The organism is Pseudomonas sp. GW456-12-10-14-LB2 (assembly GCF_002884345.1).
Classification (GTDB): Bacteria; Pseudomonadota; Gammaproteobacteria; order Pseudomonadales; family Pseudomonadaceae; genus Aquipseudomonas; species Aquipseudomonas paraglycinae.
The window spans coordinates 1-22,239 of sequence record NZ_POHV01000028.1 but is presented as its reverse complement, the minus strand read 5'-3'; the positions used below and the strand labels follow the sequence as shown (position 1 = coordinate 22,239).

At 59.5% G+C, this 22,239-nt stretch carries 21 protein-coding genes and 1 pseudogene; 14 read left to right on the top strand and 8 right to left on the bottom strand.

Going from position 1 to position 22,239, the window contains the following annotated elements:
- The first annotated feature begins 5 nt into the window (after window positions 1-5).
- The 7 genes and pseudogenes from C1X29_RS19325 to yecR all read left to right on the top strand — a co-directional run bounded on the left by C1X29_RS19325 (window position 6) and on the right by yecR (window position 5,927).
- Window positions 6-940, top strand: a pseudogene (locus C1X29_RS19325) (Ppx/GppA family phosphatase).
- Between the two features lie 258 nt (window positions 941-1,198).
- Window positions 1,199-2,575, top strand: a complete 1,377-nt coding sequence (locus C1X29_RS19320; protein WP_102718131.1) for a pyridoxal-phosphate dependent enzyme — start codon at window positions 1,199-1,201, stop codon at window positions 2,573-2,575.
- Window positions 2,572-3,750 carry a PLP-dependent aspartate aminotransferase family protein gene (locus C1X29_RS19315; protein WP_102718130.1) on the top strand — a complete coding sequence of 393 codons (1,179 nt, stop codon included), beginning with the start codon at window positions 2,572-2,574 and terminating at the stop codon, window positions 3,748-3,750. Before C1X29_RS19320 ends, C1X29_RS19315 begins: the two co-directional genes overlap by 4 nt.
- A 696-nt stretch (window positions 3,751-4,446) precedes the next feature.
- Window positions 4,447-4,701: a hypothetical protein gene (locus tag C1X29_RS29255; protein WP_158247735.1), complete on the top strand. Its 255-nt coding sequence runs from the start codon at window positions 4,447-4,449 to the stop codon at window positions 4,699-4,701.
- A gap of 30 nt (window positions 4,702-4,731) precedes the next feature.
- Window positions 4,732-4,896, top strand: a complete 165-nt coding sequence (locus tag C1X29_RS29250) for a hypothetical protein (protein WP_158247904.1) — start codon at window positions 4,732-4,734, stop codon at window positions 4,894-4,896.
- A gap of 347 nt (window positions 4,897-5,243) precedes the next feature.
- Window positions 5,244-5,558: a hypothetical protein gene (locus tag C1X29_RS19305; RefSeq protein ID WP_039766904.1), complete on the top strand. Its 315-nt coding sequence runs from the start codon at window positions 5,244-5,246 to the stop codon at window positions 5,556-5,558.
- A 60-nt stretch (window positions 5,559-5,618) separates the two neighbouring features.
- A complete protein-coding gene (gene yecR, locus C1X29_RS19300) occupies window positions 5,619-5,927 on the top strand; it encodes a YecR family lipoprotein (protein ID WP_007950440.1) in 309 nt (102 codons plus the stop codon).
- On the opposite strand, the gene C1X29_RS19295 is transcribed toward yecR, so the two are convergent.
- Window positions 5,899-7,536: a hybrid sensor histidine kinase/response regulator gene (locus tag C1X29_RS19295; protein WP_102718129.1), complete on the bottom strand. Its 1,638-nt coding sequence runs from the start codon at window positions 7,534-7,536 to the stop codon at window positions 5,899-5,901. The two genes, yecR and C1X29_RS19295, sit on opposite strands and share 29 nt — an antisense overlap.
- Window positions 7,537-7,649: 113 nt before the next feature.
- On the opposite strand from C1X29_RS19295, the gene C1X29_RS19290 reads away from it, so the two are divergent.
- Window positions 7,650-8,255: a response regulator transcription factor gene (locus tag C1X29_RS19290; RefSeq protein ID WP_102688313.1), complete on the top strand. Its 606-nt coding sequence runs from the start codon at window positions 7,650-7,652 to the stop codon at window positions 8,253-8,255.
- Window positions 8,256-8,267: 12 nt separating this feature from the next.
- Here C1X29_RS19290 and C1X29_RS19285 read toward each other — a convergent pair whose 3' ends face one another.
- Window positions 8,268-8,543, bottom strand: coding sequence for a DUF2798 domain-containing protein (locus C1X29_RS19285; protein WP_102718128.1), 276 nt, complete (start codon window positions 8,541-8,543; stop codon window positions 8,268-8,270).
- A 129-nt stretch (window positions 8,544-8,672) separates the two neighbouring features.
- Here C1X29_RS19285 and C1X29_RS19280 point away from each other — a divergent pair, with 129 nt between their 5' ends.
- On the top strand, window positions 8,673-9,593 hold the full coding sequence (locus C1X29_RS19280) for a LysR family transcriptional regulator (protein WP_102718127.1): 921 nt from the start codon (window positions 8,673-8,675) through the stop codon (window positions 9,591-9,593).
- A 3-nt stretch (window positions 9,594-9,596) separates the two neighbouring features.
- Here the strand turns inward: C1X29_RS19280 and C1X29_RS19275 are convergent, their stop codons facing one another.
- A complete protein-coding gene (locus C1X29_RS19275) occupies window positions 9,597-10,595 on the bottom strand; it encodes a bile acid:sodium symporter family protein (RefSeq protein ID WP_102718126.1) in 999 nt (332 codons plus the stop codon).
- A gap of 84 nt (window positions 10,596-10,679) precedes the next feature.
- On the opposite strand from C1X29_RS19275, the gene C1X29_RS19270 reads away from it, so the two are divergent.
- Both C1X29_RS19270 and C1X29_RS19265 read left to right on the top strand, forming a co-directional pair.
- Window positions 10,680-11,468 (top strand): helix-turn-helix domain-containing protein, encoded by a 789-nt coding sequence (locus C1X29_RS19270; protein ID WP_102688310.1) that lies wholly within the window; start codon window positions 10,680-10,682, stop codon window positions 11,466-11,468.
- A gap of 138 nt (window positions 11,469-11,606) precedes the next feature.
- Window positions 11,607-13,319 carry an amidase gene (locus C1X29_RS19265; protein WP_102718125.1) on the top strand — a complete coding sequence of 571 codons (1,713 nt, stop codon included), beginning with the start codon at window positions 11,607-11,609 and terminating at the stop codon, window positions 13,317-13,319.
- Window positions 13,320-13,356: 37 nt separating this feature from the next.
- Here C1X29_RS19265 and C1X29_RS19260 read toward each other — a convergent pair whose 3' ends face one another.
- Window positions 13,357-14,292 (bottom strand): Dyp-type peroxidase, encoded by a 936-nt coding sequence (locus tag C1X29_RS19260; protein WP_102718158.1) that lies wholly within the window; start codon window positions 14,290-14,292, stop codon window positions 13,357-13,359.
- 207 nt (window positions 14,293-14,499) lie between these two features.
- Between C1X29_RS19260 and C1X29_RS19255 the strand changes: the two genes are divergently transcribed.
- Window positions 14,500-15,477, top strand: coding sequence for a TerC family protein (locus C1X29_RS19255; protein WP_085746219.1), 978 nt, complete (start codon window positions 14,500-14,502; stop codon window positions 15,475-15,477).
- Window positions 15,478-15,518: 41 nt separating this feature from the next.
- On the opposite strand, the gene C1X29_RS19250 is transcribed toward C1X29_RS19255, so the two are convergent.
- Together C1X29_RS19250 and C1X29_RS19245 are read right to left on the bottom strand one after the other, a co-directional pair.
- Window positions 15,519-16,619, bottom strand: coding sequence for a polyamine ABC transporter substrate-binding protein (locus C1X29_RS19250; protein WP_102688308.1), 1,101 nt, complete (start codon window positions 16,617-16,619; stop codon window positions 15,519-15,521).
- Window positions 16,620-16,871: 252 nt separating this feature from the next.
- On the bottom strand, window positions 16,872-18,278 hold the full coding sequence (locus C1X29_RS19245) for a cytosine permease (protein ID WP_102718124.1): 1,407 nt from the start codon (window positions 18,276-18,278) through the stop codon (window positions 16,872-16,874).
- Between the two features lie 325 nt (window positions 18,279-18,603).
- On the opposite strand from C1X29_RS19245, the gene C1X29_RS19240 reads away from it, so the two are divergent.
- Window positions 18,604-19,089, top strand: a complete 486-nt coding sequence (locus tag C1X29_RS19240; RefSeq protein WP_007950450.1) for a flavin reductase family protein — start codon at window positions 18,604-18,606, stop codon at window positions 19,087-19,089.
- 68 nt (window positions 19,090-19,157) lie between these two features.
- The gene (locus tag C1X29_RS19235; protein WP_102688306.1) at window positions 19,158-20,201 is read left to right on the top strand and encodes an LLM class flavin-dependent oxidoreductase; all 1,044 of its coding nucleotides are present in this window, start codon (window positions 19,158-19,160) and stop codon (window positions 20,199-20,201) included.
- Window positions 20,202-20,303: 102 nt separating this feature from the next.
- On the opposite strand, the gene C1X29_RS19230 is transcribed toward C1X29_RS19235, so the two are convergent.
- Window positions 20,304-20,612, bottom strand: a complete 309-nt coding sequence (locus tag C1X29_RS19230; RefSeq protein WP_102719560.1) for a hypothetical protein — start codon at window positions 20,610-20,612, stop codon at window positions 20,304-20,306.
- A 706-nt stretch (window positions 20,613-21,318) separates the two neighbouring features.
- Entirely contained in the window at window positions 21,319-21,762 is a 444-nt protein-coding gene (locus tag C1X29_RS19220; protein WP_102688303.1) for a hypothetical protein, read from the bottom strand.
- Between the last annotated feature and the right edge of the window lie 477 nt (window positions 21,763-22,239).

The window sequence follows — 22,239 nt, the reverse complement described above, 5'->3', positions numbered from 1 at the left end:
TCCCCATGAAAGAAGACACCTCGCTGTTTGCCGTCATCGATCTCGGTTCCAATGCCTTTCGCATGATGATTGGCCAGTCGGTGCGCAGCAGAAAGGGCTTCATGATTCAGGAGGTCAAAACCTTGCGCGAGCCGGTGCGGCTGGCCGAAGGCTTCGACGGCCGGGCACTGGATGAAATGGCGCTGGATCGCGGCTGGCAGGCGCTGGCGCGGTTCGGCAAGAAGCTGCGCGGTTTCGAGCCCGGTCGCGTGCGCGCAGTGGCGACCAGCGCGGTGCGCGAGGCGGACAATGCGCAGCTGTTTCTGGCCAGCGCGGAACGGCATCTGGGGTTTCGCATCGATGTGATTTCCGGGCATGAAGAAGCGCGTCTGGTCTATGCCGGTGTGGCCCACACCTTGCCGGTCGCCGATGACATGCGCCTGGTGGTCGACATTGGCGGTGGTTCCACCGAACTGATTCTGGGCCAGGGCGCGCAACCGCTGCTGACCGAAAGCATCGCCCTCGGCAGCGGTACCTTGAGCACGCGCTACTTTCGCAACGGCGAGATTTCCCCCGGTGCGCTGCAAGAAGCCGAACGGGTGGCCATCCTGCAATTCGAAAAGGTCGCTCGCCGTTATCGCGCCCAGGGCTGGCAGCAGACCATCGGTTCCTCGGGCACCGCGCGGATGCTCGCCAAAGTGCTCAAGGCCAATCACCTGAATGATCATGGCGAGAGCGGCATCACCTACGGCGGCCTGCTGCGGCTGTCGTTGCGCCTGCTGGAAGTCAGCAATGTTCAACAGCTGAAACTGGCCAGCCTGCAACCCCATCGCCAGAGCATCCTGCCCGGCGTCTGGTGGTCATGCTGGCAGCGTTCAAAGTGTTCGGCATCTCGCAAATGGTGCCATCCGAACCCGGCTTGCGACTGGGCGTGCTGCACGGTCTGATGAGCAACCACTGAGCGGTTTTCGCTGCAGGATTTTCACTGCCGGATCAAGCGCTTCGTGACGCCGAAGACGCCCTTTCAATACTCGATGACGCCTGCGTATAAACCCCTGCAAATCACTTCCTTCCCCTCTCCGATTTCGTTCTATCGTTAGATCGAAATGGCTGTATTTCCGGCCGTTTAAAGGTTGCGACAGCTCAGGTCTGAGCCTATGTTGCACGCGAGCTTTTTCCCGCGAATGGAACGCGATCAACACCACAAAGAGGTGAAGAGATGTCAAAGGATTCACGCCCTGCCGTACTTGGGCTGATCGGCAATACGCCGCTGGTACAAGTCACCCGCTTCGATACCGGTCCCTGCACCCTGCTTCTCAAACTCGAATCACAGAACCCCGGCGGTTCGATCAAGGACCGCATCGGTCTGGCCATGATCGACGCCGCTGAGCGCGACGGTCGACTGCAACCGGGCGGTACGATCGTCGAGGCCACCGCCGGCAACACCGGTCTGGGCCTGGCGCTGGTTGGCCGCGCCAAGGGCTACCGCGTCGTGCTGGTGGTGCCGGACAAAATGTCCACCGAAAAAGTCCTGCACCTCAAGGCCATGGGCGCCGAAGTGCACATCACCCGCTCCGATGTCGGCAAGGGCCATCCCGAGTATTACCAGGACGTCGCCGCGCGTCTGGCCAAGGACATTCCCGGTGCGTTCTTCGCCGACCAGTTCAACAACCCCGCCAACCCGCTGGCCCACGAGTGCAGCACCGGGCCGGAAATCTGGGCCCAGACCGAGCATGACCTCGACGCGATCGTGGTCGGCGTTGGCTCGGCCGGCACCCTGACCGGTCTGACCCGTTTCTTCAAACGCGTACAACCGGATCTTGAAATGGTCCTGGCCGATCCGGTCGGTTCGGTGATGGCTGAATACAGCCGCAGCAAGCACTTGGGCACCGCCGGTTCCTGGGCGGTAGAAGGCATCGGTGAGGACTTCATCCCGTCGATCACCGACCTGTCGAGCGTGCGCAGCGCCTACTCGATCAGCGACGAAGAAAGCTTCGATCACGCGCGCCAGCTGCTGAAAGCCGAAGGCATTCTGGGTGGCTCGTCCACCGGCACCCTGCTCGCGGCCGCGCTGCGTTACTGCCGCGAACAGACCGAGCCGAAACGCGTGGTCAGCTTCGTCTGCGACACCGGCACTCGCTACCTGTCGAAGGTCTACAACGATCAGTGGATGACCGATCAGGGCCTGCTGCAACGCAAACGCTACGGCGACCTGCGCGACCTGATTGCCCGACGTTTCGAAGACGGCAAAGTTGTCAGCGTCGGCCCGGACGATACGCTGATGACCGCGTTCCAGCGCATGCGCCTGGCCGATGTCTCGCAGTTGCCGGTACTGGTGGATGGCAAACAACTGGTCGGCGTGATCGACGAGTCGGACATTCTGGTGCGGGTACACGAAGACGCCTCGCTCTTCAGCAAACCCGTGTCCAGCGCGATGACGGACAAGTTGCAAACCCTCGCCCCCGGCGCCACGCTGGCTGAACTGGAAGCCGTACTCAGCAGCGGCCTGGTGGCCATCATCGCCGACGCTTCAGGCTTCCACGGCCTGATCACCCGCGTCGACATGCTCAATCAATTACGGAGATCCCTGGCATGAGCCAGCACGACAAGAACGCCCGTCAACAGGGCTTCGCCACCCGCGTGATCCACGCCGGGCAAACGCCGGACCCGACCACCGGCGCACTGATGCCGCCGATCTACGCCAACTCGACGTACCTGCAAGACAGCCCCGGCGTGCACAAGGGGTTTGACTACGGCCGCTCGCACAACCCGACGCGTTTTGCCCTGGAGCGTTGCGTGGCGGATCTGGAGGGCGGCACCCAGGCGTTCGCTTTCGCGTCCGGGCTGGCGACGATTTCCACCGTGCTCGAACTGCTCGACGCCGGCTCGCACATCATTTCCGGCAATGACCTGTACGGCGGCACGTTCCGCCTGTTCGACAAGGTGCGCCAGCGCAGTGCCGGGCATCGTTTCAGCTTCGTCGATCTGGCGGATCTGTCGGCGTTCGAAGCGTCGTTACAGGACGACACGCGCATGGTGATTGTGGAGAGCCCGACCAACCCGCTGCTGGGTCTGTCCGACCTCGCCGCCATCGCGCGCATCTGCAAGGCGCGCGGGATCCTCTGCGTGGCCGACAACACCTTCGCCAGCCCGTGGATCCAGCGTCCGCTGGAACTGGGTTTCGACATCGTGCTGCACTCGACCACCAAATACCTGAACGGTCACTCCGACGTGATCGGCGGGATCGCGGTGGTCGGTGACAATCCTGCGCTGGCCGAGCGTCTGGGTTTCCTGCAGAACGCTGTCGGCGCCATCTCCGGCCCGTTCGACGCGTTCCTCACCCTGCGCGGCGTGAAGACTTTGGCGTTGCGTATGGAGCGTCATTGCAGCAACGCGCTGGAGCTGGCGCGCTGGCTGGAGCAGCAGCCGCAGGTCAAACGCGTCTATTACCCGGGTCTGGAATCCCATCCGCAGCACGAACTGGCCAAGCGTCAGATGCGTGGTTTCGGCGGGATGATTTCCCTGGATCTGAACAGTGATCTGGCGGGCGCCCGGCGCTTCCTGGAGAACGTGCAGATCTTCGCTTTGGCCGAAAGCCTTGGCGGTGTGGAAAGCCTGATCGAACACCCGGCGATCATGACCCACGCGACCATCCCGGCCGAAACCCGTGCCAAGCTCGGCATCGGTGACAGCCTGGTGCGTCTGTCGGTGGGTGTCGAGGACATCGAAGACCTGCGTGCGGATCTGGCGCAAGCGTTGGCCAGTATCTAAAGCTCGGAAACGTCAAAGCCCGCACAAGGCGGGCTTTGGTGTTTGAGTAGGCGGCCAGTGCTGGTCTCTGGCTTACGAGGTTTCTCAGGACTCCCACAGTACAGGCAATGTGCTCTGCTGCTTCACACGGCATAAGGGCTGGAACCCAGCGCGGGGTTCTTTCTAACCGTGTACCCTTCGGAACGCGCCCAACGCTTCCTCGCTATCCGCTTGCGCATCAGTCTGCGTCTTCGCCTACATCCTTGAGCCTAGCAAACACGCTACATTGCGCTACGCGGTTTTTAGACTGATTGTTTTCTAGCGCAGGCCTTCAAGGAAGCGAACCGACTATCGCCTTCACGACCCTTCAGCCTGCCTTCCGCCGAGGGCGAACTATACTTTTCAGTTCGCTGTCCAGATTTCCTGTAAACCGTCGACACCCGTGCACCTTCCGGTGCCCCCGTGCCACTCACCAATCTGGTTGACCCCGGGCCGACGAGCCTTCCGTCAATGAACGAATGACGGGTAACGCTCGGTTGCTGTGTGGCTGATGGGGCGTGGAGAAAATCATGAAGCACACGCTTTGGCCGGGCCTCGTCCTGGCAGTTGCGGCAACGGTGGCAATGCCCAATGTCTGGGCAGCGCAGGCGCAGGCATTGGCGTCGGATGGGGCGGATCATGTGGGTGCGGGGGCTGTAGCTTCTGACGGCGCCGATCATGTTGGCGCTGGTGCAGTCGCATCTGATGGCGCAGATCATGTCGGTGCTGGCGCCGTTGCTTCAGACGGCTCCGATCATGTCGGCGCAGGCGCTGTCGCCTCTGATGGCGCGGATCACGTCGGCGCCGGAGCAGTTGCCTCTGACGGCTCAGACCATGTCGGCGCAGGGGCCGTTGCTTCTGACGGTTCCGATCATGTCGGTGCTGGCGCTGTCGCCTCTGATGGCGCGGATCACGTTGGCGCTGGAGCTGTAGCTTCTGACGGTTCCGATCACGTTGGTGCAGGTGCAGTCGCCTCTGACGGCGCCGATCACGTTGGTGCAGGTGCAGTCGCCTCTGACGGCGCCGATCACGTTGGTGCTGGGGCCGTTGCCTCCGACGGTTCCGATCATGTTGGCGCTGGAGCGGTCGCCTCTGACGGTTCCGACCATGTCGGCGCCGGCGCAGTAGCTTCTGACGGCTCCGACCACGTCGGCGCCGGCGCCCTCGCCGCCGATGGCGCAGACAAAGTCGGTGCCAACCGGCTCGCCTACTCCCGCGCAGGCGTCGGTTCGGACCAGGTCGCTTCCGCCCTCATGAGCGGCAGCTATTCGGACCAGTTCAACAGCCCTCAATAACTGCTATCGGCGCAACCAGCCAGCCGCTGGTTGCGCCGCACTAGCACATTTGTGCTAATCGACCACCCCGATCCCTGGCGTTATATTCCCTCGCAACCCCCGACGCTTCCCAACATTGCCGCTGTGCAGTGCGCGGGATCGTTGTGCCTGGAAAAACAACAACACCAAGGAAGAAACACCATGAAACTGCAGCTCAGCCTCGCCAAGATCACGGTTCTCGGTGCCCTGCTCCTCGGCGCCAGCGGTTGCCAGACCGCCAAACCCACCGAAGACAGCATGCGCGAACGCGCCCAGACTGTTATCGGCCAACCCGTCACCAAGATCGGCAACATCCGCAATGACAGCACCCTGACCTACTACACCGCCTACACCGCCGCCGGCGAATACAACTGCGAGCTGCCCAGCGGCGCGATCATCGCGGTGGCCAGCATGGGCATCATGACGCCTCCGCTGTCTTGCCTGCCCAAAGGCGCTTCGCCGATTCCGTACCAGTAATCCGGCGCAGAAAAACCGTTCCAGTGCCTCTTCTCATCCGGTAAAGGATTCCGTTCGATCATGAAAACACTCATCGCCACCCTCAGCCTCGCGGCCGTCGTTCTCACCGGCTGCGCCACCCCCAAGCAATGGGAAGCCACCGGCGGCAGCAAGACCGACGGCGTTGTCCAGGTCTCCTATGAACTGGGCCAGTTCGAGAGCGGGCAAACTTCCGCCGCTCAAGGGTTGGCCACGGCTGAAGGCCGTTGCAAGGTCTGGGGCTACAAGAGCGCCGAAGTATCGGGCTCGGAGAAAAACATCTGCCGCACCATGGGTCAGTACAACTGCCTGCAAACCACCATCACGCAGGACTATCTGTGTAAGCGCTGACCACTTCGGTCTGCCGGTCGCGCAGCGCACGCAACGTCGCGCGCAGCTCGGCCGGGCGTACCGGCTTGGACAGAATGGCGATCTGGCGATCATGCAGGGCCGCCTGGATTTTTTCGATGTCATGCCCGGTGATGATCATGGCCGGCACCGCATAACCGCGCTGACGGCGAACTTCATCGATGCACTCGATGCCGGTGCTGTGGGAGCCGAGGTCATAGTCGGCAACGATGATGTCGCAGTCCGTGACCAGGCCCTGCCCGCTCAGCTCAGCCTGCACGACGCAGCCCCAACGCTCGAGCAACGCCGAAGTCGCCAGCAGAACGTTGCGATCATCCTCCACCAGACACACCTTCAGCCCCGTCAGCAAACCGATTTGCCGAGTCTCTTCACGATTGACCGGCACCTGCGGCGGCGCGAGTGGCAGTCCATGCAAGGTCACCGCCGTGCCATGCCCAAGCCGTGAGCGGATCGCGACATCAACACCGATCAACTGCCCCAGACGCCGGACAATCGACAGCCCCAGACCCACGCCTTCGACGTCCTTGTCGCGCAACTGGCGCACCCGATAAAACTCCTCGAACACCTTGGGCAAATGCTCTTCGGCGATGCCGTTACCGCGGTCATAGATCGCGATGGCCAACCCCGCGCCGCGCTTGCGCACACCGATCAGCACCGGCCGGTGCGCCCCGTATTTGAAGCAGTTGGAGAGCACGTTCTGCACCATGGTCGCGAGCAACGCCGGATCGGTGCGCACCCAGTGTTCGCAAGGCCGCAAGCGCAGTTCGACACCCGCCCAGCGTGCGGCTTCGGCGTTCTGGCGGATCAGATCCGCCAGCCATTCGCCCAGTTCAAGCGTCTGCAAGCGGGGCAGAATCCGCCCGTTATCGAGGGTGTAGAGATCGAGAATCGAGCGAAACAGCTGCGACACGTTGAGCAGCGAACGGTCGATGCTGTCCACCAGCCGCCGCTCCTCTTCGCCCAGTCGCGACTCGCGCAGGCATGCGGTAAACAACCCGATGGAATGGATAGGCTGACGCAGGTCATGACTGGCCTGAGCAAGGAAACGCGACTTCTCAAGGTTGGCGGCAACCGCTTCTTCAGATGCCTTGCGCGTACGCTCCAGCAGCAGGTGCGCATACACCGGAATCACCGTGCTGGTGATCATCAGCATCAACACCATGAACGGTTGCGCCTGCCAGTACGGCGTCAACCGATAGACCGCCAGCAGCGCCAGCAATGCCAACACCGTGGCGATCGCCAGGTAGCGCGAGCCGTAGCGCATGCCGTTGCCGAGGTTGACCCAGACCATGACAGCATAAATGGGCAACGCCGCCTCGCCGCCGACCACCAGCCCGAAACTGGTGCCGGTGTAATCGTGGAGCATGCCGAAAATCCGCCGCGCCGGATAATGTCCCGGCCAGCGCACGATGGCCTGGCGCAGCACGACGGAGGCCAGCAAAAACAGGGAAATGTAAGTGACCACCGGCAGATAGGTATCGAAGCGCTGGCCCGGCAGGAAACCGAGCACGGCCATGTAAACCAGCGCGATGCTGGCGATGATGATGCGCAGATTGGCCTGGTCAAGCTCGGTGTTCTTTTCGAACTTCATGGGGGAACGTCCTTGTGCAGCAGTCGTCATAAACGCACGAATCAACAGGCAATGCCTTCGCCCGATGCTAAGGTGCATGCCATGAGCAATGCAGACCCAGGGAGGGTTGCGCCATGGCGTGCCGAATCATCATAGCCGACGATCACCCGTTGTTTCGCGAAGCGTTGCTGCGCACCGTCCAGCGTCTGCTGCCCGAAGCCCTGATCGAAGAAGCTGGCGACCTCGACGCCGTGCTCGCCCTGCTGCCGGCCGGTGATGAGCCCGACACCTTGATCCTCGACCTGCGTTTTCCCGGCCTGACCTGTGTCAGCCAGCTCGCGGAACTGCGCCGACGTTTGCCGCGAACCACGCTGATCGTGGTGTCGATGGTCGATGACGAGGCGCTGATCGGCGACGTCATGGCGGCCGGCATCGATGGTTTCATCGGCAAGAACATCGCACCCGATGAGATGGGTCAGGCGATCCGGGCGATTCGTGAAGGTGAGGTACTGGTGAAATTCGCCCCGTCCGGCCTGCTGCCGCTGGACACCGGCACCGCCCTCACCCCGCGTCAGCAAGAGGTGCTGCGGCTGATCGCCCAAGGCAAGACCAACAAGGAAATCGCCCGTGAACTGGATATTTCGCCGTTCACGGTGCGGATTCATGTGTCGTCGTTGTTGCGGGTGCTCAACGTGCCGTCGCGGGCAGCGGCGGCGGTGAAATATTCCGGAGCCTTGTAGCCTGCCTCCAGTTCAGCCTTGCGGGTGGACGGTCAGTGCTACCAGTTTCACCACAATCGGCCGGACCACGAGAATGCACAGAAACGCCACGGGCATCGCCAGTTTGTAGGCGTGCAGCGTATTGCTAAGGTAATCGGCATCAATCCCGAAATTGGAGGCGGTGATTACCAGCGACATCAGAAACGCCATGATGATCGCCATGTACAACGCGAATATGTACGGCATGGCACGGGCCGACAGCTTGCGCGGGCTGAATACTGTGTTTCTTGGAGAGAGTCTCTGATTCATGTCAGTCCTTGTTGACCGAAGTGGATAGGCGCCGAGCACCCTAACAAGTCTGCCACCCCGTAACTAGACTGATTGCCGTGAGCACTTTATAAACAAAATCTTATGAATTTTCTTTGCCAGGATCCACGCATGAACCTCTTGGGTGCAATCGATTGTTTTATCAAAGTCGTTGAGGCGGGATCGATTGTCGGGGCCGCCAAAACCCTCGGGGTGAGTGCCGCCGCCGTCAGTCAGACCCTTGGTCGTCTTGAGAATCACCTCGACACACGCCTGCTGCAACGCACCACCCGCAGCATGGCGTTGACGGAGAGCGGTTCGGTGTATTTCGAGAAAGTAAAACGTATCGCGCTCGATCTGGAGTCCGCGCAGAGCGCCATCAGCCACGCGCAGACGCAACTCCAGGGACACTTGAGTATCGCCTCCACCGCCGGGTTCGGGCGCCATGTATTGGCCCCGGTCATTGCCGGTTTCGCCGAACGCTACCCGCAGTTGACGCTTGAGCTCTCGACGTCCGACCGCAAAATCAATCACCTCCACGAAGGTATCGACTTGAGTCTGCGCATTGAGCCGCAACTGGAAGACGGCATCATCGCGCGCAAGGTTGCGACGGTACCGTTCGTGATTTGCGCCAGCCCTGACTATCTGCAAAAGGCCGGTCGCCCGTCGACTCCGGCGGATCTTCAGCAACACGCCTGCCTGGCGTTTCGCTATCCGCTGGACGGACGGTTACTGCGCTGGTGGTTCGTTGAGCAGGGTCAGCGCTTTGAGGCTGGGATCAATGCGACCGCCATCAGCGACGATATCGACGCCCTGGCGCAAATGGCTGCTCATGGTGCCGGGATCACCCGACTGGCGGAATTCGTTGCCGCGCCCTATCTGGAGAGTGGTCAACTGGTCTCTTTATTCGAACCGGGCGGCTCGACCTTTGCCAGCGCCGCGCCGCTCGAGATCTATGCCTGTGTGCAGGAGCGCGCCGCCATGACTTCCAAGGTCAAGGCCTTCACCGAATTTTTGCAGGAGTTCCTGCATACCCGCTGGCCCGCTCGATGAGGATCAAGGATCAACCTGCGCCATCAGTTCAGGCACCGATTCCTGGCGTTTCGCATAGCGCTGCGCCAGCACTGCGCAGACCATCAGTTGAATCTGATGGAACAGCATCAGCGGCAGAATCAGCACGCCAATCGTGCTGCCGGCGAACAACACCTGCGCCATCGGCACACCGGTGGCCAGGCTCTTTTTCGAGCCGCAGAACAGAATGGTGATGCGGTCTTCCAGATTGAAACCGAACAGTTTGCCCAGCACTGTGGACGCCAGCAGCACAAGCGCCAGCAGGACGCAGCACGCCACGACCAGCCCCAGCAGTTCGATCACCGGAATCTGGTGCCAGATGCCCTCGTTCACCGCTTCGCTGAACGCACCGTAGACCACCAGCAGAATCGAGCCCTGATCGACGAACTTCAGCCAGTTCTTGTTGCGACCGACCCAGGCGCCGATCCAGCGACGGGCGATCTGACCGGCAATGAACGGCAGCAGCAGTTGCACACTGATTTTCACGATTGCGTCGAGGGTCGAGCCGCCGTCGCCGTGGACGTTCAGCAGCAGCGTCACCAGCAGCGGCGTGAGGAAAATCCCGAACAGGCTGGACGCCGCCGCGCTGCAGATCGCCGCCGGAATATTGCCCCGTGCCAGCGACGTGAAGGCAATCGCCGATTGCACCGTGGCCGGCAGCGCACACAGGTACAGCATGCCCATGTACAGCTGATCGCCGATCAGCGGCGACAACAGCGGTTTGAGCGTCAGACCCAGTAGCGGGAACAGGACGAAGGTCAGGCCGAACACCAGCAAATGCAGGCGCCAGTGGCCGGCGCCAGCGATGATCGATTCGCGAGACAGCTTGGCACCGTGCAGGAAAAACAGCAGTGCGATGGCGATGTTGGTCAGCCAGCCGAAACCGGTCGCGACCTGACCGCTGGCGGGCAGGAAGCTGGCCAGCAGCACCACACCGATCAGGGTCAGGGTGAAGTTGTCGGGCAAAAATCGTGGGCGCGTCATGGTTTGTTCATCCGGGGGTTGCCAGTACGTGGCAGCGACTCTAACGTGACTGGAAATTACCGACTAACGCCGAAGAAACCACAGATGCCGCCAAAAGGACACGACAAAAGCGTCAGACGCAGCATTCCCGGGCTGCCCAGCCTGCCGCGCCCGCTCTACGGACGCACCGAATCTCTGCCCAATCGCGCGTTGACCCGCCGCCACAGTCATCCGTGGGTGCAGTTGTCCTACGCGATCCAGGGCGTGCTTGAAGTACAGACCGCCGTCGGTCGTTTCGTCGCGCCGCCGGAGCGTGCGGTGTGGATTCCGGCGGGCATGCCGCATCGGGTATTCAGTTCGCCGCACACGGAAATGCGCAGCCTGTACATCGATTGCAGCGTCGCCAGTTGGGCACCGGAGCGTTGTCACGTGCTCGGCGTCAGTGATCTTTTGCGTGAGCTGATCCGGGCCTTCAGTCAGATACCTGTCGAATATGACCAGAGCGGCCCGCACGGGCGCCTGGCTCAGGTGATCCTCGATCAACTGGCCGAGGCGCCGCCCATCGATCTGATGCTGCCACTGCCGCAGGACAGTCGCTTGCGCCAGATCTATCAGAGCCTGGAGCAACATCCGGAACAGCAGACCACCCTGGCGCACTGGAGTGAAAAATTCGGCGTGACCGAGAAAACTCTGACTCGGCTGTTCCTGCGCGACACCGGTTTGACCTTCCGCACTTGGCGCCAGCGCCTGCGTTTGCTGGGTGCGCTGACACCGCTGGAACGCGGCGAACGCGTCACCGACGTGGCTTTGGCCTGTGGTTATGACTCGACGTCGGCGTTTATCGCGGCGTTTCGCCAACAGTTCGGCGAGACGCCGGGAGAGTTTTTCCGATGAAATTAACCGATATTTATCGACTTTATGCATGCCATTGGACAAATTTCAGGGTAGAGTTTCGCCCATCAAGAATCTTTGACATCTTTCGACGATAACAATGATCAACCACCCTTTAGCGAACCTGTCGGCGGTAACAGCATGATCGAAGTCACTGAAGTTTCCATTGCCCAATTGCGCGCGGCGCTCGAATCCGGCCAGACCACGGCGGTTGAACTGGTCCAGGCCTACCTGGCGCGCATCGACGCCTATGACGGCCCTGACACCGCCACTGCCCTGAACGCGGTGATCGTGCGTAACCCCGACGCACTGAAAGAAGCGCAAGCCTCGGACGCCCGTCGTGCCAAGGGCGAAACCCTCGGTCCGCTGGACGGCATCCCCTACACCGCCAAGGACAGCTATCTGGTCAAAGGCCTGACCGCCGCGTCCGGCAGTCCGGCCTTCGCCGATCTGGTGGCTCAGCGCGACGCGTTCACCATCGAGCGCCTGCGTGCGGGCGGCGCAATCTGCCTGGGCAAGACCAACATGCCGCCGATGGCCAATGGCGGGATGCAGCGTGGCGTCTATGGCCGCGCCGAAAGCCCGTACAACGCTGATTATCTGACCGCGCCGTTTGCTTCCGGCTCGTCGAACGGTGCCGGTACCGCGACCGCTGCCAGCTTCTCGGCATTCGGTCTGGCGGAAGAAACCTGGTCGAGCGGTCGCGGCCCGGCGTCGAACAACGGCCTGTGCGCCTACACGCCGTCGCGCGGGGTGATTTCGGTACGCGGCAACTGGCCGCTGACGCCGACCATGGACGTGGTGGTGCCCTACGCCCGTACCATGGCCGACCTGCTGGAAGTGCTCGACGTAGTCGTCGCCGAAGACACCGACACCCGTGGCGACCTGTGGCGCCTGCAACCCTGGGTTCCGATCCCGAGCGTCGCCTCGGTGCGCCCTGCTTCCTATCTTGAACTCGCCGTGAAAAGTGATGCACTGGCCGGCAAACGCCTGGGCGTGCCGCGCATGTACATCAACGCCGACCCTGAAGCCGGCACCAGCGACGAGCCGGGCATCGGCGGCCCGACCGGGCAACGCATCAACACCCGCGCTTCGGTGATCGATTTGTGGAAACAGGCGCGTCAGGCCCTCGAAGCCGCCGGCGCCGAAGTGATCGAAGTGGATTTCCCGCTGGTCTCCAACTGCGAAGGCGATCGTCCGGGTGCGCCGACCGTGTTCAATCGCGGCATCGTCTCCAAAGAGTTCATGCACCACGAACTGTGGGACCTGTCGGCCTGGGCCTTCGATGATTTCCTGCGCGCCAACGGCGACCCGAAACTCAACCGTTTGGCAGACGTCGACGGGCCGAAAATCTTCCCGCACGACCCGGGCACCCTGCCCAACCGTGAAGGCGACCTCGCTGCCGGCATGGACGAATACGTGCGCATGGCCCAGCGCGGCATCACGCCGTGGGATCAGATCCCGACCCTGCCGGACGGCCTGCGCGGCCTGGAGAAGACCCGCAGGCTCGACCTCGAAGACTGGATGGATCGCCTCGGCCTCGATGCCGTGCTGTTCCCGACCAACGCCGACGTGGGCCCGGCCGACGCCGACGTCAACCCGGCCTCGGCGGACATCGCCTGGAGCAACGGCATCTGGGTCGCCAACGGCAACCTCGCAATCCGCCACCTCGGCGTGCCGACCGTCACCGTGCCGATGGGCGTGATGGCCGACATCGGCATGCCGGTGGGATTGACGTTTGCCGGTCGCGCCTATGACGACTCGACGTTGCTGCGTCTGGCAGCGGCGTTTGAGGCGACCGGTTCCAGGCGTCTGGTGCCACCACGCACGCCACCACTGGCGACAGGCAAGTAAATGCAAAACGGCGGGATCAATTGATCCCGCCGTTTTTTTATCGCTCTGCCAACTCTTCCAGTAAATCCGCCGAAGGCACAAAGAACAGACTGCCGGTGACCGCCGTGCTGAAGTCCAGCAACCGGTCGTAGTTGCCCGGCGGCTTGCCGACAAACATGTTCTCCAGCATCTGTTCCAGCGGGTCCGGCGAACGCGCGTAGCCAATGAAATAAGTGCCGAACTCCCCCGCGCCGGGCCGGCCGAACGGCATATTGTCGCGCAGGATTTTCACCTCTTCGCCGTCCTTGGTGATGGTCGTCAGCGCGCTGTGGGAATTGCTCGGTTTGACCGAATCATCCAGTTCGATATCGGACAGTTTGGTGCGCCCGATCACCCGTTCCTGAGCTTCGACCGGCAACTCATTCCATGCCTTCATGTTGTGCAGATACTTCTGCACCAGCACGTAACTGCCACCACTAAACACCTGATCTTCATCGCCCACGAGGGTGAAATGCTCGGCCTTTCGGCCGACCGGATTTTCCGTGCCGTCGACAAAACCGATGATGCTGCGCATGTCGAAATAGCGGAAACCCTGCACCTCGTCGGTCACCGTCACGGCGCCATCCAGCGCCGACAGCAACTGCGTCGCCAGCTCGAAACACAGATCCATCTGATCGGCACGAATGTGCAGCAACAGATCGCCAGGAGTGGAAACAGCGCGGCGCCCTTCCACACCGAACTCGCGAAAGTCATGCAAGGACGCCGGGCGCGGACTGCCGAACAGGCGATCCCAGGCGCTGGACGAAAAACCACAGACGCAGGATAGGTTGCCCGAAGGAACGCGCTTGCCAACCGAGCGCGTCAGCCCTGCGATATCGGCGCACCAGCCGCGGACTTTTTCGGCGGCTTCGGCCTCGGCGTTTAGGGTCGCCACGATGAATATGGCAGCGCTGGTGATCGGGCTGCAGACGGCTTGAGGATCTGGCGTGTCGATGATCGTAGCTCCCAAAGTGGTGGACTGACTCGACAGCGAGGTTAGCAAAGAAGTGCTGAATGAAGTATTACCCGCGCTCTGCCCGTGTCGACCGACACTTCGTTATTCACGAACAATACCCACGAAATAAACGATTTTTCTTTGCCGGAAGGCTCCTACTAGCATGGCCCCGTCTACCCCGAAAAACATAAAGACAGGGAGAACGGCATGCACCCCATCAACATCGGCGAACCCTGGATGTGGGTCGCCTTCATCGTTTTTGTCCTCGCCATGCTGGCCGTCGACCTGTTCGTCTTCGGTGGGCGCAAGGCGCATCGGGTTTCGGTACGGGAAGCCTCATCCTGGGTGATCGCCTGGTGCATGCTGGCGATGGCCTTCGCCGGGTTGCTCTGGTGGTATCTCAACGGCGAATTCGGGCCCGAAATCGCCAAGGTCAAGACCCTGGAATTCCTCACCGGTTACCTGATCGAGCAGTCGCTTTCGATCGACAACATGTTCGTCTTCGTGATGATCTTCAGCTACTTCGCCGTGCCGCCGGAGTTGCAGCGCCGGGTGCTGCTGTACGGCGTGCTCGGGGCGATCGTGATGCGCGCAGCGATGATCTTTGCCGGCGTATGGCTGGTATCGCAGTTCACCTGGCTGCTGTATGTGTTCGGCGTGTTCCTGATCATCACCGGGATCAAGATGCTGGTGTTCGCCGAGCAGCAACCGGACCTCGATAACAACCCGCTCCTGCGCTGGGTGCGCGGGCATCTGCGGATCACCAACGGCTTTCACGGCGAGCGTTTTTTCGTGCTGCAGAACGGTGTGCGCTGGGCCACGCCGATGTTTCTGGTATTGGTGCTGATCGAGGCCAGCGACCTGATGTTCGCGGTCGACAGCATCCCGGCGATTTTCGCGGTGACCACCGATCCTTTCATCATTTTCACCTCGAACATCTTCGCGATCATGGGGCTGCGGGCACTGTACTTTTTGCTGGCGGACATGGCCGACCGTTTTCATCTGCTCAAGTATGGGCTGGCGCTGGTGCTGGTGTTCATCGGCGGGAAAATGACGGTGATGCCGTGGTTTCACATGCCGGTGGAGTGGTCGCTGGCGATTGTTGGCGGGCTAATTCTGGCGTCGGTGGTGCTGAGTCTGATCCTGACGAAGGACAAGTCGCCTGAAGAAAGTCAGGCGAAATAACGGCCGAGGGAGCGAACGGATTCGCTCCCTCGGCTTTGAGCTTATTTATCCGACTTGATACTGGTCCACACCCGGGTCCGCACCCGCTCCAGTTTCTGCGGCAACGGCTGCACCACGTAAAGTTTCTTCAGCGCTTCGCTGGTCGGTGTCAGGTTCGGATTGCCGGTGATTTCCTTGTTGATCAGCGGCAGCGAATCCTTGTTGGCATTCGGGTAGCCGAGGAAGTCGCTGATCGAAGCGATGACCTTCGGATCGAGCAGGGTGTTGAGGAACTCGTGGGCCTCTTCGACGTTCTTCGCGCTCTTCGGAATGGCGAAGGTGTCGAACCAGATCGGCGCGCCTTCCTTCGGCAGGCGCCAGTCGACCACCACGCCGTTGCCCGCCTCTTTGGCGCGGTTGCCGAACTGGTAGAAGCTGCCGGAGTAACCGATGGCCACGCAGATGTCGCCGTTGGCGATGTCGGTCATGTACTTGGCCGAGTTGAAGTAGGTGACGTAAGGGCGAACCTTGAGCATCAGGTCCTTAGCTTTCTCATAGTCGGCCGGGTTCTGGCTGTTCGGGTCCAGGCCCAGGTAATGCAGGGCCAGCGGCAGGATTTCCGATGGCGAATCGAGCATCGCCACGCCACATGATTTCAGCTTCTCCATGTTCTCCGGTTTAAACACCAGATCCCAACTGTCTACTGGCGCATTCTCGCCGAGCGCCGCCTTGACCTTGGCCGGGTTGAAACCGATCAGCACCGTGCCGACCATGTAGGGCACGCCGTACTGGTTGCCGGGGTCGTTGGCGTCGAGCAGCTTGAGCAGCGCCGGGTCCTGGTGACTCCAGTTCGGCAACTTGGACTTGTCGAGTTTCTGGAACACGCCGGCCTTGATCTGGGTATCGAGGAACTGGTTCGACGGCACCACCAGGTCATAGCCGGAGTTGCCGGTCAGCAGTTTGGCTTCGAGGGATTCGTTGGTGTCGAAGGTGTCCCAGGTCACTTTGATGTTGCTTTTGGCGGCGAAATCCTTGGGCACCGACGGCAGGATGTAATCCGCCCAGTTGTACACCCGCAGTTCGCGCTGTTCGGCCTGTACGGCGCTGACCAGCAGCGTCAGCCCGCAAACAGTAGCGCCCAGAATGCGTTTCATCGTGACCATGTTGTGTTTCCCCGAATGCAGCGTGAGTCGATGGTTTTTATGTTCTGTACACGGCAGCGGCTTGCAAATCAGCCAAGGGCAAGGAAGGTGCAGCATTTTGTTGTGGCTTCGATTCTTGCTGACAGCGTAGACGCGGCACAGTAGCCCGTTGGCCAAAAGGGGATCGAAACGGCCAATTTGCATGACCGCCGGGATGCGGAAACAACAATGCCCGACGAAGTGCCGGGCATTGTTTGAGCAGCCTGCGAAGGATCAGTCGGTAAAACCCAACCGCGCCGCCCTGCTCTGCTGGGTCTGTCCACGGGTCGCCAGGCAGTAATACAGCGGGCATGTCACGATCAGGCCGACCAGCCACGACAGGTCAGCACCGTCCACCAGATTGGCGTACGGCCCGACGTACAGCGACGTGTTGGCGAATGGCAGCTGCACGATGATGCCGATGAAGTAGGCAATGATCGCGTGCAGGTTGAAGCGCCCATAAATGCCGCCATCAGCGCGGAAGATCGAGGCGATGTCATAGCTGCCGCGCTTGATCAGGTAGAAGTCGATCAGGTTGATCGACGCCCACGGCACCAGCACCAGCAGCAACGCCAGAATTAATCCGATGAATTCGGAAATGAAATCCGCCGACGCGCCCAGCGCTACAACGCAGCATCCCGCCAGCACCACGCTCGACAGGATCACCCGCACCTTGATGCTCGGCGTCCACTGGCTGGCGAAGGTCTGGATCGAGGTGATGATCGACAGTACCGCGCCATACAGATTCAGCGCGTTATGGCTGATGATGTTGAGCAGGAACAGCACCATCAGAATTGGCCCCAGCCAACCGGTGGACTGCTTGACCGCCGCCATCGCCTCGGTGCCTTCCGGGGTCGCCAACACCGCCACCGTGCCGAAGGTGAACGACAGAATCGTGCCCAGCGTGGCGCCCAGATAAGTCGCGATAAACGGCTTGCCGATACCGATGTCCGCCGGCAGGTAACGGGAATAGTCGGAGACGTACGGCGAGAAACTGATCTGCCAGATGATCCCCAGCGACACTGTCGCCAGCCATCCCGAGAGATTGAAGCTGCCACGGGTAAAGAAGTCTGCCGGCAACTCATGGGCAAAGATGTAGATGAACCCCGCCAGCAGCGCGCTGCCCATCACCCAGGTGCCAATACGGTTGAGCGTGTGGATGAAGTTGTAGCCGATCACGCCAATGGCCGTGGCGCTGAGGGCGCCGATCAAGATGCTCAACGGCGCCGGCACCGACGGCGCGATGCCGACGATGGATTTGCCGGCCAGCACGATGTTGGAAATGAAGAAGCCGATATAGATGATCGCCGCGAAGAACACGATCAACAGCGCACCGTAACGCCCGAACTGACCACGACTCTGCACCATTTGCGGAATGCCCATGCGCGGGCCTTGCGCCGACGCCAGGGCGATCACCACGCCGCCGATCATGTGCCCCAGCGCAATCGCCAGCAGCCCCCAGAACAGGTCGAGATGAAACACCTGAACCACCATGGCGCCGGTGACGATGGGCAGTGGCGCAATGTTGGTGCTGAACCAAAGGGTGAAAAGGTCGCGGGCCTTCCCGTGGCGTTCCGCGAGTGGGACGTAGTCGACCGTGTGATTCTCGATCAACGGATCTTGCCGGGACATCTGGGACATAAAAATGAACTCGATTGGGTCTGTTCTTATCGTTGTATGAAGCCAAACCGGGGGGGCTTCTTGGCCGCCCCTCAGATGCAGACCATATTATGGTATTCCAACATTTTCACAAGACTGATCCGCTGTTTGCGACGGCATCTGATCCGGCATCCTCCCTGATAGCAAGCGCCCGCGGCTAGAGCAAAGCCCCGTAAATGCTGAGTTTCCGACGGATGAACCACGTTTATCGTTTCACCAAAAAAGCGCTTGCAATCGATGTATTACGGTATACCATCAGACCCATAAACACATAAAAACACGCTTCACCGCACTCGAGGATTGACCAATGATCGATGCTGCCGTCTACAAACAAGTCATGGGCTCGTTCCCGTCCGGCGTTACCGTCATCACCACCCTGGATGACGACGGCCAGATCGTCGGCCTGACCGCCAGCGCTTTCAGTTCGCTGTCGATGGATCCGGCCCTGGTGCTGTTCTGCCCCAACTACAGTTCCGACTCCTATCCCGTCCTGATCAAGAACAAACGCTTTGCCATTCACGTGTTGTCCGGCGGCCAGCAGAGCGAAGCCTACGCGTTCGCCCGCAAAGGCAAGGACAAGGCGCAGGGCATCGAGTGGACGCTGAGCGAACTGGGCAACCCGATCCTGGCCAACGCGACAGCTATCATCGAATGTGAGCTGTGGCGCGAATACGAAGGCGGCGACCACGCGATCATGGTCGGCGCGGTGAAAAACCTCATCGTCCCTCAGCAGGACGCCGGCCCGCTGGTGTATTGCCACGGCAAGATGGGCGCCCTGCCCGCCTTCGCCTGATCCGCACGATTGCACTTAAACAGGCCGGCAAGCGACCGGCCGACTCCCAAGAGATTCGAGGTAGCGTCATGAAATTTTCCCTGTTCGTACACATGGAGCGCTGGGACGAAAGCGTCAGCCACCGTCAACTGTTCGAAGACCTGACCGAACTGACGTTGATGGCCGAGGCCGGCGGTTTCAGCACCGTGTGGATCGGCGAACACCACGCCATGGAATACACCATCTCGCCGAGCCCGATGCCGCTGCTGGCCTACCTCGCGGCCAAGACCACCACCATTCACCTGGGCGCTGGCACCATCATCGCGCCGTTCTGGCACCCGCTGCGGGTCGCCGGTGAATGCGCATTGCTCGACGTGATCAGCAACGGCCGGATGGAAGTAGGCCTGGCGCGCGGCGCCTATCAGGTGGAGTTCGATCGCATGGCCGGCGGTATGCCCGCCTCCAGCGGCGGTCAGGCGCTACGGGAAATGGTCCCGGTGGTGCGCGCGCTGTGGCAAGGCGACTACGCCCACAACGGCGAGATCTGGAAATTCCCCACCTCCACCAGCGTGCCGAAACCGATCCAAAAGCCGAACCCGCCGATGTGGATCGCCGCCCGCGACCCGGACTCGCACAACTTCGCCGTGGCCAACGGCTGCAACGTAATGGTCACGCCATTGATGAAGGGCGACGAAGAAGTCCTAGACCTGAAGAACAAGTTCCAGACTGCGCTGGACAACAATCCGGATGTACCGCGTCCGCAATTGATGGTGCTGCGTCATACCCACGTGCATTCAGTGGATGACCCGGAAGGCTGGAAGGTTGGCGCGAAAGCCATCTCACGTTTCTATCGCACGTTCGATGCGTGGTTCGGCAACAAGGAAGTGCCGGTGAACGGCTTCCTGGCACCAAGTCCGGAAGAGAAGTTTGCCGGGCGGCCGGAGTTTGAACTGGAGAGCCTGCACAAGACCGCCATGATCGGCACGCCGGAAGAGATAATTCCGCGGATCAAGTACTACCAGGAACTTGGAGTGGATGAGTTCAGTTTCTGGTGCGACAACAGTTTGCCGCATGCGGAGAAGAAGAAGTCGCTGGAGTTGTTTATCAAGCATGTGGTGCCGGCGTTCAGATAGACCTGCCGCCCGGCATACAAAAACGCCCCGAGATGTTCGGGGCGTTTTCGTATGCGGTTCAGCTCAGGGATGGAGACAACGATGACTCTGCCGGATCAGTCGCTAATACTGGTAATCCAGAAAGAAAAATACGGCGTATAGAAAGAAGGCAAAGGCTGCCAACGCAGCACGCCACTCGGGATCTGCATCTCTTCCCAACCCACCCGGGGCAATGGAAATGCTCGCACCGCAGAAGTAGCAATAGACCCCCTGCGCAAACCACAGCTGAACCGCGAGCACAGTGAAAAAACGTCCCCAACTGCCATTGAACTGAAAATAACCATTTATGAGTGCCGCCGCCAACAAGGCAACACCTACACCGTGGCGATATTTGAAAAGCGCTGCAAATACGGAATTTGGGGGTTTACACATCAACCGCTCCATTAGCAGGATCGTGCCTGGGGTCTCGTTCCCAATAATGATGAAGAAAAGAACCGCCTCTTTTCATCTTTCCTTTCAAACCCTATAACCCGCGGACCTCATCAGAGCAAGCACGGTCACATCAAATTGTTTGTCAGACATTCCTCTAATTGATCTGACGCTTTTCCAATGCCATATCGCAGGCAGAACCTTACTGTCCAAGCGATCAAATCTCGTCAGGAAAACATTAGCTAATTCATACTTATCCATACCGGGATCAGCCTCTAGCACCCTATTTAATACCGTGCTTGGCAGTTTTCCCTCCAAAATTTCCATTAAAAATTTTGCAGTTTCCGAGGGTGACATATGCATTCCCATCAAATGCTAAAAGCATGAAACAAAATGTTTTCAAAACAAGAGTAGCATATTTATTAAATAGAATACTCCCTCCCAAGCTAGACCGCCATCAGCTTTGGCTCAGGGGTCTAAAATCATCATTTGACATGTTTTTACTTTTCAATAAAGACACGACAAAACCCGAATCGGAAGCCATAAAGAATTCCAAAGCATCATAAACTTTCCAACGATGCACCTCTGGATGATCAATTATCGAGAAAACATACTGCTTTAGTGGCGCCACGTATTAACATAAAAAGAGGACAGGTTTATTAAATCAAATAAATCAGCACTCTTTTGATTTCTTCCTCTTTTGTTTTTATTAAGACAACTCAAACGCCGAACGAACATATTCAGTGAGACCGACCAAATCCTCGTACGCGGCCGGACCCAGTGCAGGCTCATGAATCGACAAATAGACGGCAGCAGTCAGATTTGATTTTGAAGCAAAATCACTTACTTCCCAGAGCCTGGTGGGGGCTATCATCCAGTTAGTTCCAGGCAAACCTTCGCGTGCATTACCAACAAGCGACCACGATATCTTTCCCTTGTAGTCCTCCACCGTACTCCGCAACTTTTCAATATCACTCTCTCTGATATCTCTGAATCTGAAAGCAATGAATGGAAGAAAAGCAGAATGGTCCTCCCTCTGCATCTTACTACCCACCATCACATCCGGATAACGCTGCCGATACTTACGCCACTCCAAATCACCGATATCAGCAATAACATTCAAAAGGCGACCTTCATCATTTTCAATCTTCATAACTCAAAGACCTTTTAAATTATCTGAAATCTTAACACCCTCAGGATTCATCCCCTTGATGTGCTGTTCCCAATCACATTTTGGAATCGGATTTGAAGACAGGCGCGGATCGTATACATAGCGAAAAGCGGTCAGATTTATTTGATTAAATAGTTCTGACAACTTTCTGCCCTCTTTTCTGCCCTTTATTGACCTAGACCGCCATTAGCTTTGACTCAGAGGGCTAAAATCATCAATAGACATATTTTTACTTTCAATAAAGACACGACAAACTCCGAATCGAAAGTCATAAAAAACTCCAGAGCATCATAAATTCTCCAACGATGCACATCTGGATGATCAATTATCGACAAAAACAAAAGGGGACAAAACAAAAGGGGACACCCATTAGCCGGTCTCAAGTCAAGGTTAAAAGCCACCGCGCCCTGCAGTTTTCAACTGCAGGGTTTGCTCTCCAACTCAACCTGATCGGTTGAA